Consider the following 23,288-nt stretch of genomic DNA (forward strand, 5'->3'; position numbering starts at 1 on the left):
AATAAAACCATTAAACGTCCGCCGATTTGACAGTTTTAACGATTCTACCTGCAATTTTATAAGGATCACCGTTTGAAGCAGGTCTTCTGTCTTCTAACCATCCTTTCCAGCCTTGCTCAACAGTAATAATCGGTATACGTATTGAAGCTCCTCGGTCAGAAATACCATAGCTAAAGTCGTTAATAGAAGCTGTCTCGTGATCACCGGTCAAACGTTGATCGTTAAACTCACCGTATACGGCTATGTGTTCCTTAACTACTGGACGGAAAGCTTCACAAATCTTCTCGTAAGTTGCTTTATCACCACAGGTTCTTAGCGTAGAGTTAGAGAAGTTGGCGTGCATACCAGAACCGTTCCAGTCCATATCTTTTCCTAATGGTTTTGGGTGGTATTCGATATAGTAGCCATATTGCTCGGTCAATCTATCTAAAAGATACCTAGCGACCCATATTTCATCACCGGCTTTTTTGGCGCCCTTGGCGAACAATTGAAATTCCCATTGTCCAGAAGCAACTTCTTGATTGATTCCTTCAAAGTTAAGACCTGCAGCGATACACAAATCAGCGTGTTCTTCTACGAGTTCTCTACCATGTGTATTTTTACCACCCACCGAACAGTAGTACATACCTTGTGGAGCTGGGTACCCACCTCTTGGGAAGCCCAAAGGAAGGTCTGTCGCCGAGTCCATAATAAAATACTCTTGTTCAAAACCGAACCAGAAGTCATTATCATCATCATCAATGGTAGATCTACCATTTGATACATGAGGGGTACCGTCGGCATTCATGACCTCTGTCATTACGATAAAAGCATCTTTACGTGCTGGGTCAGGATAAATAGCAACTGGCTTTAACAAACAATCTGAAGATCCACCTTCTGCTTGTCTTGTTGAACTTCCGTCAAAAGACCACATTGGGCAGTCTTCCAAGGTTCCTCCAAAATCATTAACGACTTTGGTTTTGCTTCGCATGTTCTGCGTTGGGAAATATCCATCTAACCAGATGTACTCCAATTTTGTTTTGCTCATAATTAAAGGAAGTTAAATTTTTTAAATTTTCAGACTAACAAAAATATGTTTTTTGATGAGATATCCTATTTTTACAGGGGGGAAATATCTAAAAAATGAATATAATTCAGGATACCCCTTTTCTAACGGGGGTATTTTGAAATATATGGATTAAATACTTCTTTTATTATTAAATCCTTAATCACTATTTTTGCGCCCAATATAAACGCCGAAGCATGTCAAGACAACGATTTGATGCCATTTCAGAGAGTCAGAAAAGAAGTCCGATAGAAGTAGATCCAATAAGTAGAAGTTCAGATGTTTATGCGGCCCATGTCTTTAATGATTACCGCATGCTGCAATGTCTTACCAAAGACGCTTTGGAGAGTGTTCGAAATGCTATTTTTTCGGGTTCGAAAATCAATCGTAAGGTTGCAGATCAGGTGGCCGAGGCGATGAAAGGTTGGGCTATTTCAATGGGGGCTACCCATTATACCCATTGGTTTCAACCGCTGACAGGGGCAACTGCGGAAAAACACGATGCATTCTTTGATTTGTTACCGAGCGGTCAGGCTTTAGAGAAATTTGGTGGTGCACAATTGGTTCAGCAAGAACCAGATGCTTCAAGCTTTCCCAGTGGTGGCATTCGAAATACTTTTGAAGCGAGGGGCTACACCGCATGGGATCCTACAAGCCCCGCTTTTATCTATGGTGCGACACTCTGTATACCGACAATATTCGTGTCATATACCGGTGAGGCCTTAGATAATAAAACTCCATTGCTTCGAGCTTTGCACGCAGTAGATGAAGCGGCAACGGGCGTAGCAAAATATTTCGATAAGAATGTCGCGAAAGTTAATGCGACCTTGGGTTGGGAGCAGGAGTATTTTTTGGTGGATAGGGCATTGGCAAATTCACGAACCGATATAAGTCTTACGGGAAGAACTTTGATAGGTAACGCCGCTGCTAAAGGGCAGCAGTTAGATGATCATTATTTCGGTGTCATACCTAATCGGGCAATAGCATTTATGAAAGATTTGGAAAAAGAATGCTTGCTCTTGGGTATTCCTGTGAAAACCAGGCATAATGAGGTTGCACCCAATCAGTTTGAGTTGGCTCCGGTTTTCGAAGAAGCGAATTTAGCGGTAGACCATAATCTCTTGTTGATGGATGTTATGGAAAAGATTGCCGTCAAGCATAACTTCAAGGTGTTGTTTCATGAAAAACCATTTGCCGGCATCAATGGGTCGGGAAAGCATAATAACTGGTCGTTAACTACCGATACGGGGGTTAATCTGTTGAGTCCGGGTTCAACGCCCATGAAGAACCTCCAATTTCTTACCTTTTTTATTAATACGATCAAGGCCGTAGATAATTATGAAGAATTGTTGCGTTCTTCGATAGCTTCGGCGAGTAATGATCATAGGTTAGGGGCGAACGAAGCGCCACCTGCAATTTTTTCTATATTCATTGGCACACAATTAAGTAACGTTCTTGACGAGTTGGAGGGGGTTACCAAAGGAAAATTGTCCCCAGAAGAAAAAACGGAACTCAAGTTGAACGTCGTAGGCAAGATTCCTGAAATACTGTTAGACAATACAGATCGTAATAGAACTTCACCCTTTGCATTTACCGGAAACAAATTTGAAATGCGAGGCGTAGGGGCAAAAACGAATTGTGCCAAGCCTATGACAATTCTTAATACCATTGTCGCTAAACAGCTCAGAGATTTTAAGAAAGAGGTAGATACGCTAATCGATAAGAAGAGCCTTAAAAAAGATGAAGCCGTATTCAATGTTCTAAGGGAATACATCAAGACATCTAAGCGAATTAGATTTGACGGTGATGGTTATAGTGATACTTGGGAGAAAGAGGCCAAACGTAGAAAACTTAGCAATAATAAAAATACGCCGCAGGCACTACAAATATTAACATCGAAAGAAAGTATAGCCCTCTTTCAGGCTACCGGTGTTCTTAGTGAAACGGAGATAAAAGCTAGGCAAGAGGTCGAGTTGGAAACATATATCATGCACCTTCAGATAGAAGGCCGGGTATTAAGTGAGCTTGTCTATAATCAGGTTATTCCTGCGGCGGTCGAGTATCAAAGTTTATTGATCCAAAACGTATTGGGGTTAAAGGAAATTTATGGGGCGGCACATACCAGCCTTTCCGATGCCACATCAAGTATAATTGAACAAATTGGTGAGAACATTGTAGAGCTGAAAAAGAAAACAGATGCAATGTCTACCGCAAGTGCCAAAGCTGAAAAACAAACTGACACCAATAAAAAAGCTCTAGCTTTCTGTGATAACGTAAAGCCGTATTTCGACGATATGCGTGAATATTGTGATAGGTTAGAAACGTTGGTCGATGATCGTTTGTGGCCTTTGACCAAGTATAGAGAAATTCTCTTTATCAAATAATTAAGAAGCCTTTGTTACAGATATCTTGTTATTAATATTTTGCCTGTATAAAGTTTGCTCAATGAGGTGAGCTTTATGAATTGAATACCTTATTTTTGCGGCAAACCATTAAGAAACATGAGTTCGTCAACCAGCGAGAGATACAGCAAGAGAGGCGTTTCCGCTTCTAAAGAAGATGTTCATAATGCCATTAAAAATATTGATAAAGGCCTTTTTCCCAAAGCCTTTTGTAAAATAGTGCCCGACTATTTGGCGAACGATCCAGATTATTGTTTGGTCATGCATGCCGATGGGGCCGGTACCAAGTCTTCATTAGCGTATATGTACTGGAAAGAGACCGGCGACCTTTCTGTCTGGAAAGGTATCGCGCAAGATGCCTTAATAATGAATATCGACGATTTAATATGTGTAGGGGCTACCGATCATATTATGCTTTCATCGACCATTGGGCGAAATAAAAATTTGATTCCTGGAGAGGTTATTTCGGCTATTATCAATGGTACCGAAGAACTAATTGACGATTTGTCGAAACATGGTATTAAAATTCATTCTACGGGTGGTGAAACTGCCGATGTAGGTGACTTGGTACGTACTATAATTGTCGACTCGACGGTGACAGCGCGAATGAAGAAAAGTGAGGTTATCGATAATGCGAATATTCGTTCAGGAAATGTGATTGTTGGTTTTGCCTCATATGGCCAGGCGAGTTATGAAACTGAATATAATGGTGGCATGGGTAGTAACGGACTTACTTCCGCGAGACACGATGTTTTTTCAAAATATCTTGCAGAAAAATATCCTGAAAGTTTTGATGCCTCAGTGCCTGATGATTTGGTGTATTCTGGTACAGTTAAATTGACAGATGCCATTGAAGATGTCGTTATAGATGCAGGTAAACTGGTACTTTCTCCTACCAGAACTTATGCTCCGATAGTCAAGAAAATTCTAGAAAGATATTCCTCTAAAGAAATCTATGGTATGGTTCATTGTAGTGGAGGTGCACAGACCAAAATACTTCATTTTATAGGTGATGGCTTGCACGTCATTAAAGACAATCTTTTTGAAGTGCCCCCCTTGTTCAATATGATTCAAAAGCAGTCTAATACAGATTGGAAAGAAATGTACCAAGTCTTTAATTGCGGACATCGATTAGAGATTTATACCGATGAACGTACAGCAGAAGATTTAATCCGAATTTCAAAAAGCTTTAAAGTTGATGCCAAAATAATAGGTAGGGTTGAATCGGGTGAGGGTAAATCTTTGACCATTAAAAGCGAGTACGGCACCTTCGCTTATTAGTACATACGATTACTTCAAATACTGCGTTTTTATAACATAACCAATCTGTATTGCTATGGAAAGAAAACAGTTTTTGAAAAGTATGGGGGCGGCTGCGGCGTTTGCGGTTTCTTTCCCCTGTCTTCACGGATGCTCAAAAGATGAAACCACAGATGAAGGCGGTGATAAAGAAGTGCCCACAGGAGTCGACTTTACTTTAGACTTAAACGATTCTGCGAATGCCAGTTTGATGAACGAAGGAGGTTATGTCTTGAAGAACGATGTGGTTGTAGCAAAAAATTTAGATGGTGAATATGTCGCCGCAAGTCAGGTCTGTAGTCATCAAGGCTACGATGAGGTACGATTTGTTTCGCAGAACGGTGGCATTTTTTATTGTGATGTTCACGGTTCGCAATTTGAGCTAGACGGCTCGCCTATCAACCAGGTAGATGGTAGCCCTGCACGGCCGTTAAAGGTATTTAATATAGAACTTTCCGAGAGCATTTTACGCGTATTTGAATAAATGGCACGGTTTTGACTATAACTGAAGTCATGAGAAATTCTCTTTTAGTTTTTACCTTGTTGATCTGCACTTCCGTTTTTTCCCAAAATTGGGAGGAGACTTATAGTGATGCCATTGCAAAATCGAAAGCGCAAAACAAACCTTTGATATTGGTGTTTTCGGGTTCCGATTGGTGTGCACCATGTATCAAGCTTGACCAAAAAATATGGCAGTCTGAAGAGTTTAAAACTTACGCAAAGGCGAGTTACGTGCTTTACAAAGCTGATTTTCCTAGAAAAAAAGCAAATAGACTATCTGCTGAGTTACAAGTTCAGAATGAAAAGTTAGCCGAGAAATATAATCCAAAAGGTTATTTTCCCCTAGTAATTGTACTCGATGCCAAAGAAGAGGTTTTAGGTAAAACCGGTTATGCAAATAGTTCCCCTAAAGAATATTTATCTAAATTAAATGCTTTTATAAAGTGAGGTCTTTGTTGGTCATATTAATTGTTTTTGTCAGTTGTAGCTGTTGGTCTCAAGATGATCAAATGGTTACCGTACATAAGGCATTAGAACTTATGGGTAGTCGTTTTGATATTACTGTGGTCGCAAATAGCGAAGATATTGGTTATATCAATATTGATGAGGCTACCGCAGAAATAAAGCGGATAGAAAAGCTGATATCTGCTTGGGATCCCGACTCAGAAACTTCTCTTATAAACAAAAATGCGGGTGTAAAACCTGTAGTCGTCAGTTCAGAATTGTTCAGTTTGATTGAACGTTCAAAACAGATTTCAGAATTGACCGATGGCGCCTTTGATATTTCATATGCTTCATTAGACGGTATTTGGAAGTTCGATGGGTCGATGAAGGTTATGCCCAATGTAACTGAAATTGAGAACTCAATTTCAAAAGTAGGTTATAGAAATATTGTCTTAAATGAGAATGATCAAAGTGTTTTTCTGGCTAAAAAGGGGATGAAAATTTCTTTTGGTGCAATCGGTAAAGGATATGCTGCCGACAAGGCCAAAGAATTATTGATTTCTAAACAAGTAGTTGGTGGTATTATAAATGCTGCAGGAGACCTCACAACTTGGGGAACTAAGTCTAATGGCGAAAAGTGGTTGATCGGTATAGCAAATCCGTTGAGTAAAGAGCGAATTTTTTCTTGGTTGAAAATAGTGGAATCTTCCGTTGCTACCTCTGGTAATTATGAAAAACATATCATTCTTGATGGGGTAAAATACTCGCATATCATCGACCCCAGAACAGGCTACCCGACCACTGGGGTGAATAGTGTCTCGATTTTCGCTAAAAGTGCCGAGACTTGTGATGCTTTGGCAACTGCCGTATTCATTTTAGGTAAAGATGAGGGTCTAGATTTGATCAATCAACTTGGTGGTATAGAAGTGGTTCTTGTAGACAATGACAATAAAGTTCACAAGAGTAGCGGTGTTCCCTTAGAAGAAAATCCTTAGTTTTTGCCAAAAATTTTTTCTGCTTGTACCCATAATTTTTATATCCAAATCGATACTCATTGATTCAAATATTACATACTTACAGATGTGTAAATTTATCGTAAATTCGCAGTTCAACTGAGGGTAAGTATATGATTGATAAATTAAATATTGTTAAGCAACGTTTTGATGAGGTGTCAGATCTTATTATACAACCGGATATAATATCCGATCAAAAGCGTTATGTTGAGCTAACGAAAGAGTATTCAGATTTAAAAGATCTCGTAGTTAAACGTGATGAATATATGCAGTTGACCGATAATATCAGTGAGGCCGAAGAAATCATAGGCGACGGCAGTGATCCAGAGATGGTCGAAATGGCCAAAATGCAAATGGATGAGGCCAAGGGGCGTTTGCCTCTTTTAGAGGAGGAAATCAAGTTTATGCTGATACCTAAAGACCCGGAAGATGCCAAAGATGTGGTAGTTGAAATCAGGGCAGGCACCGGTGGAGATGAGGCCAGTATTTTTGCGGGCGATCTGTTTAGAATGTACACCAAATATTGTGAGTCTAAAGGTTGGAAAACCAATGTTATCGATTTGAGTGAAGGTACCAGTGGTGGTTATAAAGAAATACAGTTCGAGGTAACTGGAAAAGACGTTTATGGTACGCTTAAATTTGAGGCCGGTGTGCACCGAGTACAGCGTGTGCCTCAGACGGAGACCCAAGGTAGAGTTCATACCAGTGCGGCTACGGTTATGGTGCTACCTGAGGCTGAAGATTTTGATGTTCAAATTGACCCGAAAGATGTTCGCATAGATTACTTCTGCTCATCTGGCCCTGGTGGTCAATCAGTGAACACTACCTATTCCGCAGTACGACTAACGCACGTTCCGACTGGTTTGGTGGCTCAATGTCAAGATCAGAAGTCGCAGCATAAGAACAAAGAAAAAGCCTTTAGGGTATTGCGTTCAAGATTGTACGATTTAGAGCTTGCCAAAAAACAGGAAGAAGATGCGGCCAAGAGAAATTCACAGGTAAGCAGTGGCGATCGTTCTGCAAAAATTAGAACTTATAACTATCCTCAGGGTCGGGTTACCGACCATAGAATAGGTCTTACATTGTACGACCTTCAAAATATCATCGATGGCGATGTACAGAAAATTATCGATGAGCTAAGCCTAGTAGAGAATACTGAAAAACTTCGAGAGGCTTCTGAAACTTTTTAGGTATAAATATCTCTTCATAGTATAACATTTAAGCAACCATAGTGACCACTCAGCAACTAGTTGACCAAATACATAAAAAACAATCTTTTCTCTGCATCGGTTTAGATACTGATCTCGAAAAAATACCTGCTTTTCTTTTAGAAGAAGAAGACCCTCTTTTTTCTTTTAACAAAGCGATTATTGATGCTACCCATCACTTATGCGTAGCTTATAAGCCCAATATAGCTTTTTATGAAGCTTACGGAATCAACGGCTGGAAATCTTTAGAAAAGACAATAGCCTATCTAAATGCAAATTATCCTGAGATATTTACCATAGCCGATGCTAAGCGAGGTGATATCGGTAATACTTCAACGCGATATGCAAAGGCATTTTTTGAGACTTTGAATTTCGATTCGTTAACAATCGCACCTTATATGGGAAGAGATTCGGTTGAACCATTCTTAGACTTTGAAGGCAAACATACTATTCTTTTGGCGCTGACCTCAAATAAGGGAGCTTTTGATTTTCAGACACTTAAAGTTAATGGTCATGAGCTTTATAAACAGGTTCTCGAGACATCAAAAGAGTATAAGAATTCTGAAAATTTAATGTATGTGGTCGGTGCTACCAAGGCTGAGTTCTTACAAGAAATTAGACAAATTGTGCCAGATAATTTTCTATTGGTACCGGGTGTTGGGGCTCAAGGGGGCAATCTAGAAGAGGTATGCCGCTACGGAATTAACAGCCAAGTGGGATTGCTGATCAATTCTTCAAGGGGAATTATTTATGCTTCAAAGGAAAAAGATTTTGCAGAAGCCGCAACAAAAGAGGCCGAGAAGATGCAAAATCAAATGGCGGTAATATTAGAAAAGATGAAGTAATCTTTACTTCATCATATTTTCCAATACCTTTTTTATTTTCTGTGCTTTCTGCTCAAAAAATTCTACAAGTTTCGCATCTGTATATTCCAAATTGCTAGCTTTTTCTAAGAAGATTTGGTACTGATGCTCTAACACGTTGATAGCATTTCTGTTTGCTGCTATCGGGGTGACTTGGCCTACTTTACAATATTGATTTTCCATGATTAATAGTATGATTCTCCCAAATATACGCAGCAAATCTGCATTTGGATTTTGTTATTCGTCATATTGGGATAAATTTCGGTTCAATTGATGTTTATTTAACAATTGAATGCTAGTTTACTTATGAATCATATTAAGATAGTGTTAATAATTTCTCTTTGTTAAAATCTATATTCAAAATGAAATTGAGAGGTTTTTGGCAAAAAAAAAGGGTTTTGAAAACAGATGACAACCCACTAAGACAGAAACTCTTTCAAAACTTTTGATTTAATATTGAAAGTGAAATTTTTATCAGCTCTAACCTCTTTTGAATCAAAAGTTTTAATACATTGCAAAGTTTCCTAATCGGAAATATCGAGAGAACACTTTGCTTAATTACATTACATATCCGCACCGGAAATCGTCCGTTTGGGTCACCTTTGTGCATGGCGCAGGAGGTAGCTCTTCCATTTGGTACAAACAAGTTCGTGAGTTCAGAAATCACTTTAATGTTTTATTGCTTGATTTGAGAGGGCATGGTAGTTCTAAACCCGGTCTAAAAGATGCCTTTAACGATAAATATACCTTCGATTATGTGACCGAAGATATCATAGAGGTTATAAACCATCTTCAAATTAAAAAATCTCATTTTATTGGTATTTCTCTGGGTACTGTTCTTGTTCGGAATATAGCGGAAAGCTATCCTGAAAGAGTAGTTAGTATGGTTATGGGTGGGGCTATTATTCGTTTGGATATGCGATTTCGATTACTAATGGTGTTCGGTAATATGTTCAAATCGTTTGTACCCTATATTTGGTTGTACAGGCTATTCACATTTGCTATTATGCCTGATAGTAACCACAAAGAATCGCGCTTGCTATTTGTTCGTGAAGCGAAACGTTTGTATCAAAAAGAGTTTATTCGTTGGTATAAAATGGGATCCCAGATCAGTACGCTGTTGCGTTTGTTTAGGGGGACGGATATACAAATACCTACGCTCTATGTCATGGGGGGTGAAGATTATCTCTTTCTACCGTCGGTCAAGAAAATGGTAAATAAGCAAACTACCGCCAGTCTTTTGACCATCGAGAACTGTGGTCACGTGGTGAACGTTGAACAGCCCAAGTTTTTTAATGATTTTGTGATTTCATATATTTCCGATTTCAGAGCTTAAACGGAATACCTTCGTGATACGGCAACAATCTAATTCAAAACTAGTTTGAAAATAAAAAAAAACCGGTGCTCCCACCGGTTCCTTAAACTAACTAACTCAAAAATTTACAAACTCGAAATATTTTTTATACTACTGTAATAACCTATTATTTGAACGTGCTACAAATCAAGTTATTGTTCAAATTATAAACTAATTCTTGGTTCAATCTTGTAATCGAAAAACCTTCTTCAATAAATCTGATGACCGTGCAGATACATTAGTTCTAATTTCTTTTTCTTCAATGGCAATCATGGTGTAAACACCGTTCAAAGCCTCTTGCGTAACGTAATCGGTCAAATCAGGATTTACCTTTTTCGTTAATGGAATACTGTTATACTTATTTATAAGATTGCTCCATATCTTATCTGCGCCAACCTTCTCAAAAGAGTTTTTGATTACCGGGCTGAATTTACCGTAAAGCTCAGTTTTAGTGGCAGAGGTAAGGTATTGGGTGGCAGCATTGTCATTGCCTAGTAAAATGCTCTTGGCATCATCAAAAGTGATTCCCTTTACCGCATTTACAAAGATGGGTGTCGCCTCGCCCACTGCATCTTCTGCTGCACGATTCAATATTTTGACTCCTTCATCGGCCAAGTTACCTAAGCCAATATCCCTGAGGGTCTTGTCTACCTTTTGCAACTCTTCAGGTAGGGCAATTTTCACCAGTTCGTTCTTCAGAAATCCGTCCTCTTGGGTAAGTTTGCTTACTTGTTTGTCTATACCTTTATCTAGCGCTTCTCTTAGCCCCTGTGCTATTTGAGCAGTTCCGATTCCCGTTTCGCCCTGTGGTAGTTGATTGACTACTTGTTGTAGTTCATTACAGGAAATAAGCTGAAATACAACGAAACAAAGTGCAATTTTCTTTAACATTGATTTTTACTTAAAGTTATTTAAACAGCGAAGCTCTCCCTGTCTTCTTGCTACAAAGAAAACGGATACTTTACTCAAATCTTGTAGTAGAAATTTCTTTTAAGAAAAAATTACGGTTTTGTTATTATATACCATAGTCTTTCGTCGCACGTGAAGATTTACCGCCCGGGCCAAAACGATTTTCTCAAGGTCTCTGCCCTTGGCAATAAAATCTTTAATACTATGAGAATGGGAAACTGCAGTTACATCTTGCTCGATAATAGGGCCTGCATCAAGCTCTTCGGTGACGTAATGACTCGTAGCGCCAATAATTTTAACCCCTCTTTTGAATGCGGCATGATAAGGTTTGGCTCCAGCAAAAGCAGGTAAAAACGAATGGTGAATGTTGATTATTTTATTAGGGTAGTTGTCAATTATCTTGGGGCTCACGATTTGCATGTAACGCGCAAGAACAATAAAGTCTATTTCCTTTTCTTTCAGTAAAATTAATTGTGCATTTTCGGCGCTTCCCTTGGTTTCTTTACTTACCGGAATATGATGAAAGGGTATATCGAATTGCTCGGCTATAGGTTGTAAGTCGTTGTGGTTGCTGATGATGAACGGTATCTCAACATCCAACTCACCGGAATGAAACCTACTGAGCAAATCATAGAGGCAGTGATTGTATTTAGAAACAAACAAGGCCATTTTGGGTTTTGGAACGGCCTGATGAATGCTCCAACTCATTCTGTATTTGTCGGCCAGTTCTTTTTGAAACCCTTTGTTGAACTCATCTATATCAAAGCCTTCGTTTTCGAAATCGCTTTCCAAACGCATAAAAAATACGTTGGCTTCTTTGTCTACATGTTGGTCAAGGTAAACTACGTTGCCTTGATTTTTGTGAATGTATCCTGTTACGGCATTGATGATTCCGGTCTGGTCGGAGCAATTTATGAGTATGGTAGTTTTCAATCGAATCTATTTTTGAAAACCCTAAAATTATGACTTTATCGGCAACAAAATCAATATTAGATGATGATTATATGATATAGCGAGGTTGAAATGTTAGTTTTAAAGAGAGCCATCTCTAAAAGAAGTGCGCCATGTTTTAAAAGACTTTCTAAAACTTTTGATTTCTTGGCGCAAAAGATTCAAATATTCTTTTTCTTTGACACCGTCATTTTCAAGGCCATTGCAGTAAGAAATGATATTTCTGATCATCACATTAATGTATGCCGCGCTTTTAAGCCTTTCAGAATATTTACCACTGGTTTCGGCCAGGGCTATCTTTTTAGGTATGAGAATAGTATCTGTCACTAAAGAATCAGCTATGCTATCACGTAGACTATTTGACTGGTAGAGTTTTAATAAATCTTTATTGAATGTAACATAAGAAGCTATCTCTCTGCTGATTTTGCAGAGCTCAAGGGCTTTTTTATACACGGGTAGTGCGCTTAGGTTATCGTAAGACATTTTTTCTTATCATAGCAATTGATAACTATAAAATTACCACGCTAATTTCAAATTTATCTTTATAATCAATAGCAAATTGTTATATTCACTTTTGAATATTAATTATTAATTTAAAATGGTTTCGAAAGTAAATATCGATGAATTGAACTGGAAAATACTCAAATGCCTGCAAGATAATGCTCGACAAAGTTTCGCAAATATTGGTCGTGAAGTGGGGCTTACGCCCCCTGCGGTAGCGGAACGGGTAAAAAAGATGGAAGACCTAGGTATTATTGAGGGGTACAGAACAAAAGTTTCACATGTTCTAACCGGGCACCAACTCAAGGCGATAATAACTTTACGGGCTTTCATGGGTAAATTGAAACCATTTCTAGAAATCGTTAAAACATTTAAAGAAGTGGTTAATTGCTATAGAATTACAGGAAATGAAAATATTGTTATGGAGGTAGTATTGCATGACCAATTTCATTTAGAGAAATTCATAGATAAGTTGATTCAGTATGGGGAGACCAGAACACATATTATACTCTCTAATGTGGTTTCAAATGCACCTATAAGTAAAAATTCACAAGGTTCGACTATTTAGAACATAATTCTAATTAGTAAATTTATTCAATGGATTGGAATAAAATAAATGAGTATGCCCAGATTGCAATCGACAAGGTAGTGTTCTATTTGCCGCGCATATTTCTTGCCCTTTTGATATTTTATATTGGTTTCAAAGTAGTTCAAAAACTTGTAGAGTTATTAAAGAAAGGCTTGGAGCGCACAGGCTTTTCCGAAACCTTGACACCTTTCTTGGCTTCAACGGTGGGCGTAATTCTTAAGGGGGCCGTGCTTTTCGCAATCGCAACCGTTTTAGGAGCAGACCTTACCGGGCTTTTTGCAATACTTGCGGCAGCTGCTTTTGCCGTAGGTATGGCTTTGCAGGGTAGCTTAGGAAATTTTGCTTCTGGAATTCTGATATTGACGCTAAAACCATTTAAGGTTGGGGATTGGATAGATGTACAAGATCGATTTGGTCGAGTGGTTGAAATCGGTATTTTCAGTACCGATGTGCTTACCCCAGGAAATAAGATTCTAATAATACCGAACTCAATGATAACCGATTCTGTAGTCACCAATTTTACCGAAAAAGGTATGATTAGGTTAGAGTTGGATGTTACCATGCCCTATGAGGAAAGCTTTCCGAAGGTTAGAGAAATCTTATTTGAGGCATTGAGCGAGGTTGACAACATTTTAGAAGATCCAAAACCGGAAGTTGGTATACTTAATTTTGATTCCCATAATGTGCAGTTGACAGTGCGGCCTTATGTTAAACCTGACAACTTTTGGGATGTTACTTTCGAAACTCACAAGGCTATAAAAAATGCTTTCAATAAATATGGGGTCGAAGTAGCATATTCTGAAGGTGTTGAAATTGGTAAAATAGGGGAGTAGTTTAAATTGGCTAGATTTTTGATGAATTAAATTATATGAAACAACTTTTTACCGTTCTCGCCTTAAGTTTTGTGACGGCATGCGCTGCACAGCAGATAACTTTAAAAAAAGGTGTAATAATAGATTCCCTCTCTGTTAGAGATTCCGTAGCAGAAACGTTTTCACTTTATCTTCCTACTACTTTTGAGAACGGCCGCGCTTGGCCTATTGTATTCGTCTTTGATTTAGAGGGTAAGGGTAAGCAGGCTATGAGTATGTTCAAGCAAGCTGCAGATGAGAAAGGCTATCTTTTAGCAAGCCCGAATCATATTTCAGATACGGTTGCCATGTCTAAAAATATTCTCGCGACCAGTAGAGTGATCAATACGGTGGTTTCAATTTTACCAATTCATAAAGAGCGAATCTACGTAGGGGGCTTTTCTAGCGGAGGCGGATTTTCTACTTTAGTGCCAACTTTTATAAAGGGGGTCAAAGGTGTGGTCGCTTTTGGCGCATCCATAGCCAATACAGAGGTGCTTTCAAGCAAAAGCCCATATCATTTTGTGGGGGTTATAGGTAATTCAGACCATAGATATGCCAACTTACTTTCGATAGAATCTACCTTGAATAGGTTGAAATTTCCAAATCAACTTTTACTTTTTGATGGTAAGCATGAATGGCCGCCAAAAAGGTACTTTTCACAAGCTCTAGATATTTTTACAATGGCTTCGATGGCTAAGGGCGACATAGCTATTGACACCATCTTAATCAATACGAATTACCAAGAAGACCTAGTTCAGGTCAACCAATTTTATACCGATAAGCAACCTATACTGGCGAATAACCTATTAGATGAAATGCTTGAGGTTTACCGACCGTTTAAGGATACCGATTCTATTAAAGAAAATAGAAAGATTTTAAGAAAGAGTAGATTGTTCAAAAATCAAAAACGTATTCAAAATAATAATTTTTTAAAGGAACAATTTGTTAGAGATGATTATTCATATTACTTAGAGGAAGACGTTCTAACCTATAACTACAACAATTTAGGTTGGTGGAAATACCAAATTGATGAACTAGAAAAGTATAAGAACAATAGTGATCCATTAATGCAACAGATGGGTAATCGTTTAGAGAGTTACATTCATGCTTTGATAAACGATAACATATATTTTGTTCGTGATCAAACACCCATCGATTATGAAGCGCTAAACTTCCTATATATGCTGAAGACCGTGATTTCTCCTAGAGATTATGCAGCATATCTAGAAGTTATATCTTTCAGTGCAAAGCTCGATGATTATGGGGCGGCACTCTTCTATCTTGAAGAGTTGCTGAAGCAGGGTTTTACCGATAGGGATGCCTTGTACTCATTGGAAAATACTGCTTTACTTAGAATCATGCCCGAATACAATGAAATAATTGAGCAGTATCTAAAAGATGCCCGATACGATGTGGTGCCCGAGTAAACTTCACCTAAATTCCCGTTACGTTTTTTGCATTTCATTTTTTAAATAAGCTAGAAGTAGAATGCCCATTAAACATATTAGGGTAATGCCGTACCATGTAATTTCGAAGCCGAATTCAGCTATTGATTTCATTCCTGAATTATGGGCGAATACGTGCGAAATAGAAAAGGCTATTGTATAAAGGGCCATATATTCTCCTTGATTTCCTTTTTTTGCTCTATCCATGGCAAAGGCGTTGGAGAACGGAAACGCAATCATCTCGCCAATGGTCATTAAGAGCATACCGATGAGCAGAATGCCGGTCCAATTAAAAATGTTCAATACTAAAAAGCTCAATCCGACCAAAATCAACCCCACAAGAACGTGTGTTAATTTTGACCAAGGTTTGTTTTCCATATACTTGATAAGCGGCATCTCAAAAGCAAATATGGTGAAGCCGTTCAGGGCTAAAAGCAACCCAATTTTGAACTCGTCAAGTGCATGTATTTCTTTGTAAAATATGGGGATTGTCGAAAAGTATTGAACAAATGCAAAACTGAACAAAATCATACTTACTATAAAAATCAAATAATGAAAATCAGTATAAGCTGAACGAGATGATTTTATAATAATATCATCAGATACTTTAGCTCGCTTCGGATTTAAAATCAATAGCAATAATATACTGGCAATAATACAAGTGCCTCCATCGGCCCAAAAAAGACCTTCGTATCCCACAGAGGCAATAAGAATGCCCCCAAGTGCGGGCCCAGCGCTAAAACCTAGATTTATAGCCAAACGAACCAAGCTAACCGATCTTGTTTTATTTTCTGGCTTACTATATGCGCTGAGTGCAACAAAAGCGGCCGGTCTAAAAGCATCGGCTGCGACCATAAGGATAAAGATACCAAAGCATATATGCCAAAAGTCACGTAGAAATTGAATAGTTATGAATAAAACTCCGGTTAGAAATAGACTAATGAGCATAACCTTATAGTACCCATATAAATCGGTAAGTTTACCACCCAACCAAGCACCGACTAATGAACCAAGACCAAAGCAGGTCATAATACTTCCCACATTTTCTAAAGTAAAACTTAAGTTCTGGGTCAAATAAAGCGATAGAAAAGGTATGACCATTGTACCTGCTCTATTTATAAGCGTAATCAGCGCTAGCCACCAGACTTCTTTCGAAAGTCCGCTAAAAGATGCCAGATAATTCAGGTAAAGTTTTTTCATGCTTTAAAGGTTGGGTAAATAAAAAAAGCCTGGCGATTAGGCCAGGCTTTGTGTATATTAAAATGCTTTAAGATTTAAAAATAGCTACGCCTGACCCTGTTCTGGGTATAGGTTTTGACATTAGTATTAATCGAAAGCATTGACATATCTCGTCGTTGTGTATAATCAAAACTAAACAAAAATCGGATATGTTGTATTTTTGATGTTCAACTAATAAGTTTTTATGAAGAAAATGATATTTATAGTGTTGCTGTTGGTTCTAGCTTGTAAACCGGAAAAGAAATATCACGATGTCGCTCAAGAAAAGGTGGTTCAGTCCAGTTCTGATGCTCTAAAAGACATTTTTGATTTTCAGAAAGAGTTGAACGAAGAGTTTAAAGATCCTGAAACTTCACCTTTACCGGACCGATATCGAAAAAATTTTGAGACACTTGATTTCTTTCCGCCCGATACATCGTACGTAATCAAAGCAAAATTTGTGCGTACACCTGAGGCGCTTCCGTTTTTGATGCCGACGACTACCGATAGAAAGTCGAAAGAAGTGGTATATGGAATCGCCTATTTTACCTTAAATGGAGAGGAAAGACAGCTTGAAATCTACCAAAATGAAGAGTTGATGCAGCAAGAAAAATATAGAGATTATCTTTTTTTGCCTTTTACCGATGACACCAATGGAGAAAGTACCTATACGGGTGGTAGGTACATTGACCTGACCATTCCTGTTGGAGATTCGATTACAATTGATTTTAATACCGCATATAATCCATATTGCGCCTATAATAAAAAATTTTCATGCCCTATTGTGCCCAGCGTCAATACGCTAAATACCAAGGTAGTTGCGGGAGTCAAGGCATTCGAGCCTAATTAAATGTAAAAGCCCTATCCGTCACAGATAGGGCTTGAATACAACTTAAAACTATAAACACTCAATCAATATAAATCGTTTAGAACGAATAGATGGCTGCCAATACAAAAGAAGTAAGACCTCCCATTGGCATTCCGTCAGAATCTATAAATACTTCTTCTGAAGCACTATCCAATCTTAATTCTGGCTTAATCATTAAATCTCCAATAGTAGCGCTACCTGTTAGGGTTACGGCAAATACGCTAGCATCACCATCGGCATCACTACCACCGACTGCACCGAAGAAATCTGTCTCAGCAAAATACTCACCTCTAAGTCCGATACTGAAATTGTCAGAAGTAGCTAACTGAGGATAAACGGCAACACCGGCAAAACTACCAACACCATCTTCTTCATCACCATCAAAATATGCGGCGTTCAAACCAAGAAAGAAAGTATCTGAAAGGTCAAAACCACCAGTGAAATCTACTTCGTAAGAACCGTTGTCTATCAAAAGGTTCAAGTACTGCCCGCTATAGCCTAATTGAGCACCCCATGCATATTGACCGGTCGGGTTGAATTCTGTCAAATCTGTTGGGTTCATTACAGCCAACATTAAACTAAAGTCATCAGATAGTGCAAAGTCAGCTTTTAAACCTGTGTGCGAGAATGGTCCGTAAGAGAAAAGATAAGAAGTACTGTAGTTGAAATTTGCTACAGGAGAAATTACCTCATACCCTAAGAATGTATTGAAGTTACCAAAGGTAAGGGTTACGGCATCGGAAACATTCCAATACGCATATAATTGGTTTACGATGTTTCCGGTAGCGGAATACATTGGAGATGCAAAGATGGCATCAGTACCTCTTGGGCCAAAAACCAAATCGGCTACAAAACCAACTTTCTCACCTTCATACGCTCCAATAACGTTGGCCATACCTAGCGCAAAACCTGGAAGGTTGGCGAAAGATGAGCCAGGAGCTGTAACTGGTAAACCAGTACTATCGTCAAAACTATTATCACCATTCAAATTTGCTCTATAGTAGGCATCAATAGAGCCACTGAAAGAAAACTTAGAACCTTCTTCTTCCTCTTCTTGAGCAAATATTGCAGCCGATGAAAAAAGTAGAGTCAATAAAAATATATTTTTTAAGTACTTTGTATTTATAATCGCTTTCATTTGAAATTTTTTAATTGTTAGTTTCCCAGTAGGGATGATTTAATTGAGAGACCCGATTCTTAATAATATTGTAGGTCTTTTGGTTAAAAGGGTTATTAAACGGAGCGTTCTGCCAAACGCTCCGTTTTTGTATAATTTGAGTTAGGGGGTATTCCCTTTGTTAGTCATTAATGAAATCAGGGTATGCATCCATACCGTGCTCGTGAATGTCAAGACCTTCGATTTCTTCTTCTTTTGTAACTCTTAAGCCCATTATAGCTTTAAGAGCACCAAGTATTATAAAAGAACACACGACGCAGAATACACCTACGATCAATACACCGTACAATTGTGTCATGAACTGACCAGCGCCAGCTTTATCGCCGAAGAGACCTACGGCAAGAGTTCCCCAGATACCACAGATCAAGTGAACTGTAACGGCACCAACGGGATCGTCAAGCTTTAATTTGTCAATAAGAGCTACCCCAAGTACGATAATCAAACCTGCCAAGAACCCAATTACCACTGCTTCGTTAGGTGACATTAAATCTGCACCGGCGGTAATACCTACCAAGCCACCTAGAATACCGTTTAAGAACATGGTAAGGTCAAGGTTTTTGTACATTATGGTCGAAAGAAGAAAGGCGCCTATTCCACCTGCGGCTGCGGCCAAACTAGTTGTTACTAAAACTAAAGAAGTTAATTCTGGGTCAGCTGAAAGAACTGATCCGCCGTTAAAGCCAAACCAGCCTAACCATAGGATTAAAACACCTGCTGTTGCCATCGGTATGCTATGCCCAGGAATCGCTTTTGGTTTTCCGCTTTCATCGAATTTTCCAATTCTAGAACCTAATAAGTAAACGGCAACCAATGCGGCCCATCCTCCAACGGAGTGAACTAAGGTTGAACCTGCGAAATCGTAGAATCCCCAAGAATCCAAGAATCCACCACCCCATTTCCAAGCACCTACTATAGGGTAGACAAGGCCAACGTAAACTACGGTAAAAATCATGAAAGCACCGATCTTGATTCGTTCTGCAACGGCACCTGAAACAATTGTTGCGGCAGTTGCGGCAAACATTCCTTGAAACAAGAAGTCTGTCCACCAAGTGTAACCGCCATCTGCGTAATCAGGGGTCATACCGCCTTCTGGGGCACTTATGCCGAAGCTATCTAAACTGAATTTGAAAATTCCCGAAGAACCTTCTTCAAAGCCCGGGTACATCATATTAAAACCCCATGCGTAGTATAAAAGAAGACCTACGGTGATTATAAATATGTTTTTAAAAAGAATGTTGATTGTATTTTTTTGTCTGGTCAAGCCAATTTCCAAAAAGGCGAAACCGGTATGCATGAAGAATACCAAAGCGGTAGCCAACATCATCCATACGTTGTTTGCTGTAAATAATCCTGCGTCCATTTCTTAAAATTTTAGTTGTTGGTGGTTTAGTTGATTCCGGCCTGACCTGATTCTTTTGTCCTGATGCGGTATGCCTCAACTATTTCTGAGACGAAAACCTTACCATCACCTACATTGCCCGTGTAGGCGGTCTCTAAAATGGTACTGACCGTTTTTTCTACGAATTCATCCGATACTACAATTGAAAGGTATCTGCGTTGAATATCGCTGGTACTATAAGAAATGCCGCGATAGACATGACCTTGTTTTTCATTTCCAACTCCTGTTACATCCCAGTAACTAAAGAAGTTGACCTCGATTTCATGAAGTGCTTTTTTGACTTCATCAAACTTGGATTTTCTGATAATTGCCTCGATTTGTTTCATAATTTGATTATTGAATTCGAGTCAAATATATGTTAAAAAAATTAACACCCTAAAATTTTAGGGGTCTTTGATTGTATTTTTATATTTATTATAATTATACCCCCTTAAATTTTGGGGGTGCATAATTTGAAGTGATATATTATGGATTATTGATTTTCAGAATTCAATAAAAATCACCGAAAATTGAAAATAGGGGGGGTGTAAACCTATAACTTTGATAAAAGCTAAGGATTAGGGTATTTTTCTTGAATTTTTGTTAAATTATTCGAAGATGTTGAGCTATTGTTATAGTTATAACAATTTCGCAAACCACAACCCTAGGGCTATAGCTGCAATGCCAACGGCAATACTACTTATGGTATAGATGAAGAAATAAAACAGGTCTCCAGAGGTAAGTAGTGAATGTTTTTCAAAAGCAAAAGTGGAGAATGTGGTAAATCCACCGCAGAAACCAGTAGCCAATAAAAGTGTCTGGTTTTCAGATAAGTAATTTCCTTTACTTGATAGACCCAAAATTAGACCTATCAATAAACAACCTACAATATTGGCCAAAAAGGTACCAAAGAAAAAGTGGGTGGAGTAATTGTTAAGGTTTTTTGATATCAAGAACCTTAACAGGCTTCCGATACCTCCGCCAAAGAAAACAAGAAGAAATTGTTTCATTGACGCAAAATACACAATGAAGCAATTATAGAGTGCTCTTTAATTAATAAATTTTAATAGGAGACTATTACTTTTATTTCTGTAAATCAAAAAATCTTAACCCATTACGGGTTAACAGCAATAGGATTGGATGAATTATACGGCCTTCTTAAGTTTCGAAGAATTCGATTGTAAAGGATAAATTTTTGAAGATTCAGAGTTCGACAGGTCTTCCTGTGCTTTCTTGCCTCCGTTCGATACCCCGCTTAAACTGAAAACCATGAAGATGGCATTCGCTCCGATCAAGACTAGTAATATGGTAAAAAATGTCATCATTTGTTTGCCCCTTTCATAAACAACGTAAAATTGTTCTATTTGTTATGTTATACGGTAGAATATAATTTTTAGACTACTACAAGAATAACTTTTAGGAGTACATGTGAGAAGTTGTTAATTTCTCAAGGAATATTTAAGAAAAACTAAAACACCTATAAAAATTATGAATGACAAGGCAACCCAAATAACACCTCGGTAATTCTTTTCATGAAGTTTTTTGTCTTTCTTATAGGAGAAATAGATGACGATAACGAAAGCTATAAAAAAAAGTACGGCAAAAATGATTTGTCCCGTCGTGAACATATTGAGTATTTTAGGCGAATTTAAGCTTTAGATTATATTTTTAATGCAATTATTGTAGAATAAAACTTCTGTAAAATGAAAAGTAAAATTAGTGCAGTCGAACTATTTCACAAATCTTTTGGCCTAGGTGTTTCCGAAAGTATTCAAGCTGATTTAGGGGCTGCAAAAAATATGCTCCGTTTTAATTTGATGGATGAAGAGAATAAAGAATATCTAGAGGCGGCTAATAACAACGATTTAGTTGAAGTTGCCGATGCTTTGGGTGATATGCTTTATATATTGTGCGGTACCATTTTAGAACATGGCATGCAGTACAAGATAGAAGAGGTATTCGATGAAATTCAACGAAGCAACATGAGTAAGCTTGGGGCCGATGGAAAACCGATCTATCGTGAAGATGGCAAAGTCTTAAAAGGGCCTAATTATTTCAAACCCGATATTTTAAAGATATTGGAGCGGTCTTAATTGGGTTGTCTCTTTTCAAGCGAAGAAGTTCGAATAAAAAAAATGCCGACTGCAGAATGGTCGGCATTTTTGAAATAATTACTTAAGAGGTCGATTAGAGACCATGTCTCCACCCAAACGGATCTTCGGCTCTATTGTACTGAATATCTGTAATTCGTTTTTTGAGACGGGTCGCATAGCTTTTCTCTAATTCGGGTAAATCGTAATCGACATCTCTGTGACCAAATGTAGAAATAGGTGAAATTACAGCAGCAGTGCCTGCACCGAACATCTCTTTGAGGCGACCGTTTTTGGCAGCTTCGACTACTTCATTCACAGTTATTTTTCGAACTTCGGTATTAATACCTTCGTCTTCGGCTATCTGAAGAATACTCTTTCGGGTAATGCCATCAAGAATTCGGTCACTTGTCGGGCCGGTAATTAATGTGTCGTCAATTCGAATAAATATATTCATGGCCCCCGCTTCCTCAATATATTCGTGATTGTTATCGTCCGTCCAAATAACTTGGCTGTACCCTTTTTTGGCGGCCAATTGCGTGGGGTAGAACTGCCCCGCATAGTTACCTCCTGCCTTGGCATACCCAACACCACCATTTGCCGATCGAGAATATTTTTCTTCAATCAATACTTTCACTTTTCCTGAGAAATAAGAACCTGATGGGGCAAGACAGATAATAAATTTATATTCATCTGCCGGTGAAGCATGAAAGCCCTTACCTGAAGCAAAAATAAACGGACGAATATATAAAGAACTGCCATCTTTTTGAGGAATCCAAGCTTCTTCAAGTTCTACCAATGCCTTTAAGCCTTCCATGAAATATTCTTCCGGAATTTCTGGAATAGCCATTCTATTAGCTGAAATGTTCAGACGTTTATGATTGTCAAAAGGTCTGAAAAACCAAATTTTGTTGGCTGTATCCTTATACGCCTTCATTCCTTCAAAAATGGATTGACCGTAGTGGAAAATTTTCGCAGATGGCTCTAGACTAATCGGCTGATATGGAGTTATTTTTGGTGTTTCCCATGCTCCATTTCTAAAATCGCACACCAACATATGATCGGTGAACACGCTACCAAACGCCAAATTGTCAAAATCAACTTGATCTATTTTTGAGGTCTTAACTTTTTCAATGCTTATTTTTTGCGTGATGGTATTCATAGTTTCTGATTTAAAGG

25 protein-coding genes are annotated in these 23,288 nt (G+C 38.4%); 13 read left to right on the forward strand and 12 right to left on the reverse strand.

Features of this window, described 5'->3' with window-relative positions:
* Window positions 1-10: 10 nt before the first annotated feature.
* On the reverse strand, window positions 11-1,027 hold the full coding sequence (locus tag IV512_RS13950; RefSeq protein WP_209404397.1) for a glutamine synthetase beta-grasp domain-containing protein: 1,017 nt from the start codon (window positions 1,025-1,027) through the stop codon (window positions 11-13).
* A gap of 215 nt (window positions 1,028-1,242) precedes the next feature.
* On the opposite strand from IV512_RS13950, the gene IV512_RS13955 reads away from it, so the two are divergent.
* The 7 genes from IV512_RS13955 (at window position 1,243) to pyrF (ending at window position 8,757) form a co-directional block, all read left to right on the forward strand.
* On the forward strand, window positions 1,243-3,429 hold the full coding sequence (locus IV512_RS13955; RefSeq protein ID WP_209404399.1) for a glutamine synthetase III: 2,187 nt from the start codon (window positions 1,243-1,245) through the stop codon (window positions 3,427-3,429).
* 117 nt (window positions 3,430-3,546) lie between these two features.
* A complete protein-coding gene (locus tag IV512_RS13960; RefSeq protein ID WP_209404401.1) occupies window positions 3,547-4,728 on the forward strand; it encodes an AIR synthase related protein in 1,182 nt (393 codons plus the stop codon).
* 55 nt (window positions 4,729-4,783) lie between these two features.
* Entirely contained in the window at window positions 4,784-5,230 is a 447-nt protein-coding gene (locus IV512_RS13965; RefSeq protein ID WP_209404403.1) for a ubiquinol-cytochrome c reductase iron-sulfur subunit, read from the forward strand.
* Window positions 5,231-5,259: 29 nt separating this feature from the next.
* The gene (locus IV512_RS13970) at window positions 5,260-5,694 is read left to right on the forward strand and encodes a thioredoxin family protein (RefSeq protein WP_209404405.1); all 435 of its coding nucleotides are present in this window, start codon (window positions 5,260-5,262) and stop codon (window positions 5,692-5,694) included.
* 62 nt (window positions 5,695-5,756) lie between these two features.
* Entirely contained in the window at window positions 5,757-6,686 is a 930-nt protein-coding gene (locus tag IV512_RS13975; RefSeq protein ID WP_209404407.1) for an FAD:protein FMN transferase, read from the forward strand.
* A gap of 131 nt (window positions 6,687-6,817) precedes the next feature.
* Complete coding sequence (prfA, locus tag IV512_RS13980) at window positions 6,818-7,894, forward strand: peptide chain release factor 1 (RefSeq protein ID WP_209404409.1); 1,077 nt, start codon at window positions 6,818-6,820, stop codon at window positions 7,892-7,894.
* A 41-nt stretch (window positions 7,895-7,935) separates the two neighbouring features.
* The gene (gene pyrF / locus IV512_RS13985) at window positions 7,936-8,757 is read left to right on the forward strand and encodes an orotidine-5'-phosphate decarboxylase (protein ID WP_209404411.1); all 822 of its coding nucleotides are present in this window, start codon (window positions 7,936-7,938) and stop codon (window positions 8,755-8,757) included.
* Window positions 8,758-8,760: 3 nt separating this feature from the next.
* Here pyrF and IV512_RS13990 read toward each other — a convergent pair whose 3' ends face one another.
* Window positions 8,761-8,958 (reverse strand): hypothetical protein, encoded by a 198-nt coding sequence (locus IV512_RS13990; RefSeq protein ID WP_100869297.1) that lies wholly within the window; start codon window positions 8,956-8,958, stop codon window positions 8,761-8,763.
* Window positions 8,959-9,325: 367 nt separating this feature from the next.
* On the opposite strand from IV512_RS13990, the gene IV512_RS13995 reads away from it, so the two are divergent.
* Window positions 9,326-10,111, forward strand: a complete 786-nt coding sequence (locus IV512_RS13995) for an alpha/beta fold hydrolase (protein ID WP_209404413.1) — start codon at window positions 9,326-9,328, stop codon at window positions 10,109-10,111.
* Between the two features lie 201 nt (window positions 10,112-10,312).
* On the opposite strand, the gene IV512_RS14000 is transcribed toward IV512_RS13995, so the two are convergent.
* From IV512_RS14000 to IV512_RS14010, 3 genes are all read right to left on the reverse strand, one after another.
* The gene (locus IV512_RS14000) at window positions 10,313-11,020 is read right to left on the reverse strand and encodes a DUF4197 domain-containing protein (protein ID WP_209404415.1); all 708 of its coding nucleotides are present in this window, start codon (window positions 11,018-11,020) and stop codon (window positions 10,313-10,315) included.
* Between the two features lie 99 nt (window positions 11,021-11,119).
* On the reverse strand, window positions 11,120-11,971 hold the full coding sequence (gene purU, locus IV512_RS14005) for a formyltetrahydrofolate deformylase (protein ID WP_209404417.1): 852 nt from the start codon (window positions 11,969-11,971) through the stop codon (window positions 11,120-11,122).
* A gap of 99 nt (window positions 11,972-12,070) precedes the next feature.
* Window positions 12,071-12,472, reverse strand: coding sequence for a hypothetical protein (locus IV512_RS14010; RefSeq protein ID WP_209404419.1), 402 nt, complete (start codon window positions 12,470-12,472; stop codon window positions 12,071-12,073).
* Between the two features lie 115 nt (window positions 12,473-12,587).
* On the opposite strand from IV512_RS14010, the gene IV512_RS14015 reads away from it, so the two are divergent.
* From IV512_RS14015 to IV512_RS14025, 3 genes are read left to right on the forward strand one after another with little or no spacing between them, the layout of a single operon-like run.
* Entirely contained in the window at window positions 12,588-13,058 is a 471-nt protein-coding gene (locus IV512_RS14015) for an Lrp/AsnC family transcriptional regulator (RefSeq protein ID WP_209404421.1), read from the forward strand.
* Between the two features lie 29 nt (window positions 13,059-13,087).
* Entirely contained in the window at window positions 13,088-13,912 is an 825-nt protein-coding gene (locus tag IV512_RS14020; RefSeq protein WP_209404423.1) for a mechanosensitive ion channel family protein, read from the forward strand.
* Window positions 13,913-13,947: 35 nt separating this feature from the next.
* Window positions 13,948-15,360 carry an alpha/beta hydrolase gene (locus IV512_RS14025; RefSeq protein ID WP_209404425.1) on the forward strand — a complete coding sequence of 471 codons (1,413 nt, stop codon included), beginning with the start codon at window positions 13,948-13,950 and terminating at the stop codon, window positions 15,358-15,360.
* Between the two features lie 18 nt (window positions 15,361-15,378).
* Here IV512_RS14025 and IV512_RS14030 read toward each other — a convergent pair whose 3' ends face one another.
* On the reverse strand, window positions 15,379-16,578 hold the full coding sequence (locus IV512_RS14030; protein WP_209404427.1) for an MFS transporter: 1,200 nt from the start codon (window positions 16,576-16,578) through the stop codon (window positions 15,379-15,381).
* A 223-nt stretch (window positions 16,579-16,801) separates the two neighbouring features.
* Between IV512_RS14030 and IV512_RS14035 the strand changes: the two genes are divergently transcribed.
* Window positions 16,802-17,446 (forward strand): DUF1684 domain-containing protein, encoded by a 645-nt coding sequence (locus IV512_RS14035; RefSeq protein ID WP_209404429.1) that lies wholly within the window; start codon window positions 16,802-16,804, stop codon window positions 17,444-17,446.
* Window positions 17,447-17,522: 76 nt separating this feature from the next.
* On the opposite strand, the gene IV512_RS14040 is transcribed toward IV512_RS14035, so the two are convergent.
* From IV512_RS14040 to IV512_RS14060, 5 genes are all read right to left on the reverse strand, one after another.
* Window positions 17,523-18,602 carry a porin gene (locus IV512_RS14040; RefSeq protein WP_209404431.1) on the reverse strand — a complete coding sequence of 360 codons (1,080 nt, stop codon included), beginning with the start codon at window positions 18,600-18,602 and terminating at the stop codon, window positions 17,523-17,525.
* 160 nt (window positions 18,603-18,762) lie between these two features.
* The gene (locus IV512_RS14045) at window positions 18,763-20,001 is read right to left on the reverse strand and encodes an ammonium transporter (protein WP_209404433.1); all 1,239 of its coding nucleotides are present in this window, start codon (window positions 19,999-20,001) and stop codon (window positions 18,763-18,765) included.
* A gap of 26 nt (window positions 20,002-20,027) precedes the next feature.
* Entirely contained in the window at window positions 20,028-20,366 is a 339-nt protein-coding gene (locus tag IV512_RS14050) for a P-II family nitrogen regulator (protein ID WP_209404435.1), read from the reverse strand.
* A 291-nt stretch (window positions 20,367-20,657) separates the two neighbouring features.
* Window positions 20,658-21,029: a fluoride efflux transporter CrcB gene (gene crcB / locus IV512_RS14055; RefSeq protein ID WP_209404437.1), complete on the reverse strand. Its 372-nt coding sequence runs from the start codon at window positions 21,027-21,029 to the stop codon at window positions 20,658-20,660.
* A gap of 135 nt (window positions 21,030-21,164) precedes the next feature.
* On the reverse strand, window positions 21,165-21,344 hold the full coding sequence (locus IV512_RS14060; protein WP_209404439.1) for a hypothetical protein: 180 nt from the start codon (window positions 21,342-21,344) through the stop codon (window positions 21,165-21,167).
* 378 nt (window positions 21,345-21,722) lie between these two features.
* Here IV512_RS14060 and IV512_RS14065 point away from each other — a divergent pair, with 378 nt between their 5' ends.
* Window positions 21,723-22,112 (forward strand): nucleoside triphosphate pyrophosphohydrolase family protein, encoded by a 390-nt coding sequence (locus IV512_RS14065; RefSeq protein WP_209404441.1) that lies wholly within the window; start codon window positions 21,723-21,725, stop codon window positions 22,110-22,112.
* Between the two features lie 94 nt (window positions 22,113-22,206).
* Here IV512_RS14065 and IV512_RS14070 read toward each other — a convergent pair whose 3' ends face one another.
* Window positions 22,207-23,271 carry a branched-chain amino acid aminotransferase gene (locus IV512_RS14070; RefSeq protein ID WP_209404443.1) on the reverse strand — a complete coding sequence of 355 codons (1,065 nt, stop codon included), beginning with the start codon at window positions 23,269-23,271 and terminating at the stop codon, window positions 22,207-22,209.
* Between the last annotated feature and the right edge of the window lie 17 nt (window positions 23,272-23,288).

This window comes from Pseudozobellia sp. WGM2 (assembly GCF_017810075.1).
Taxonomy (GTDB): domain Bacteria; phylum Bacteroidota; class Bacteroidia; order Flavobacteriales; family Flavobacteriaceae; genus JADNYK01.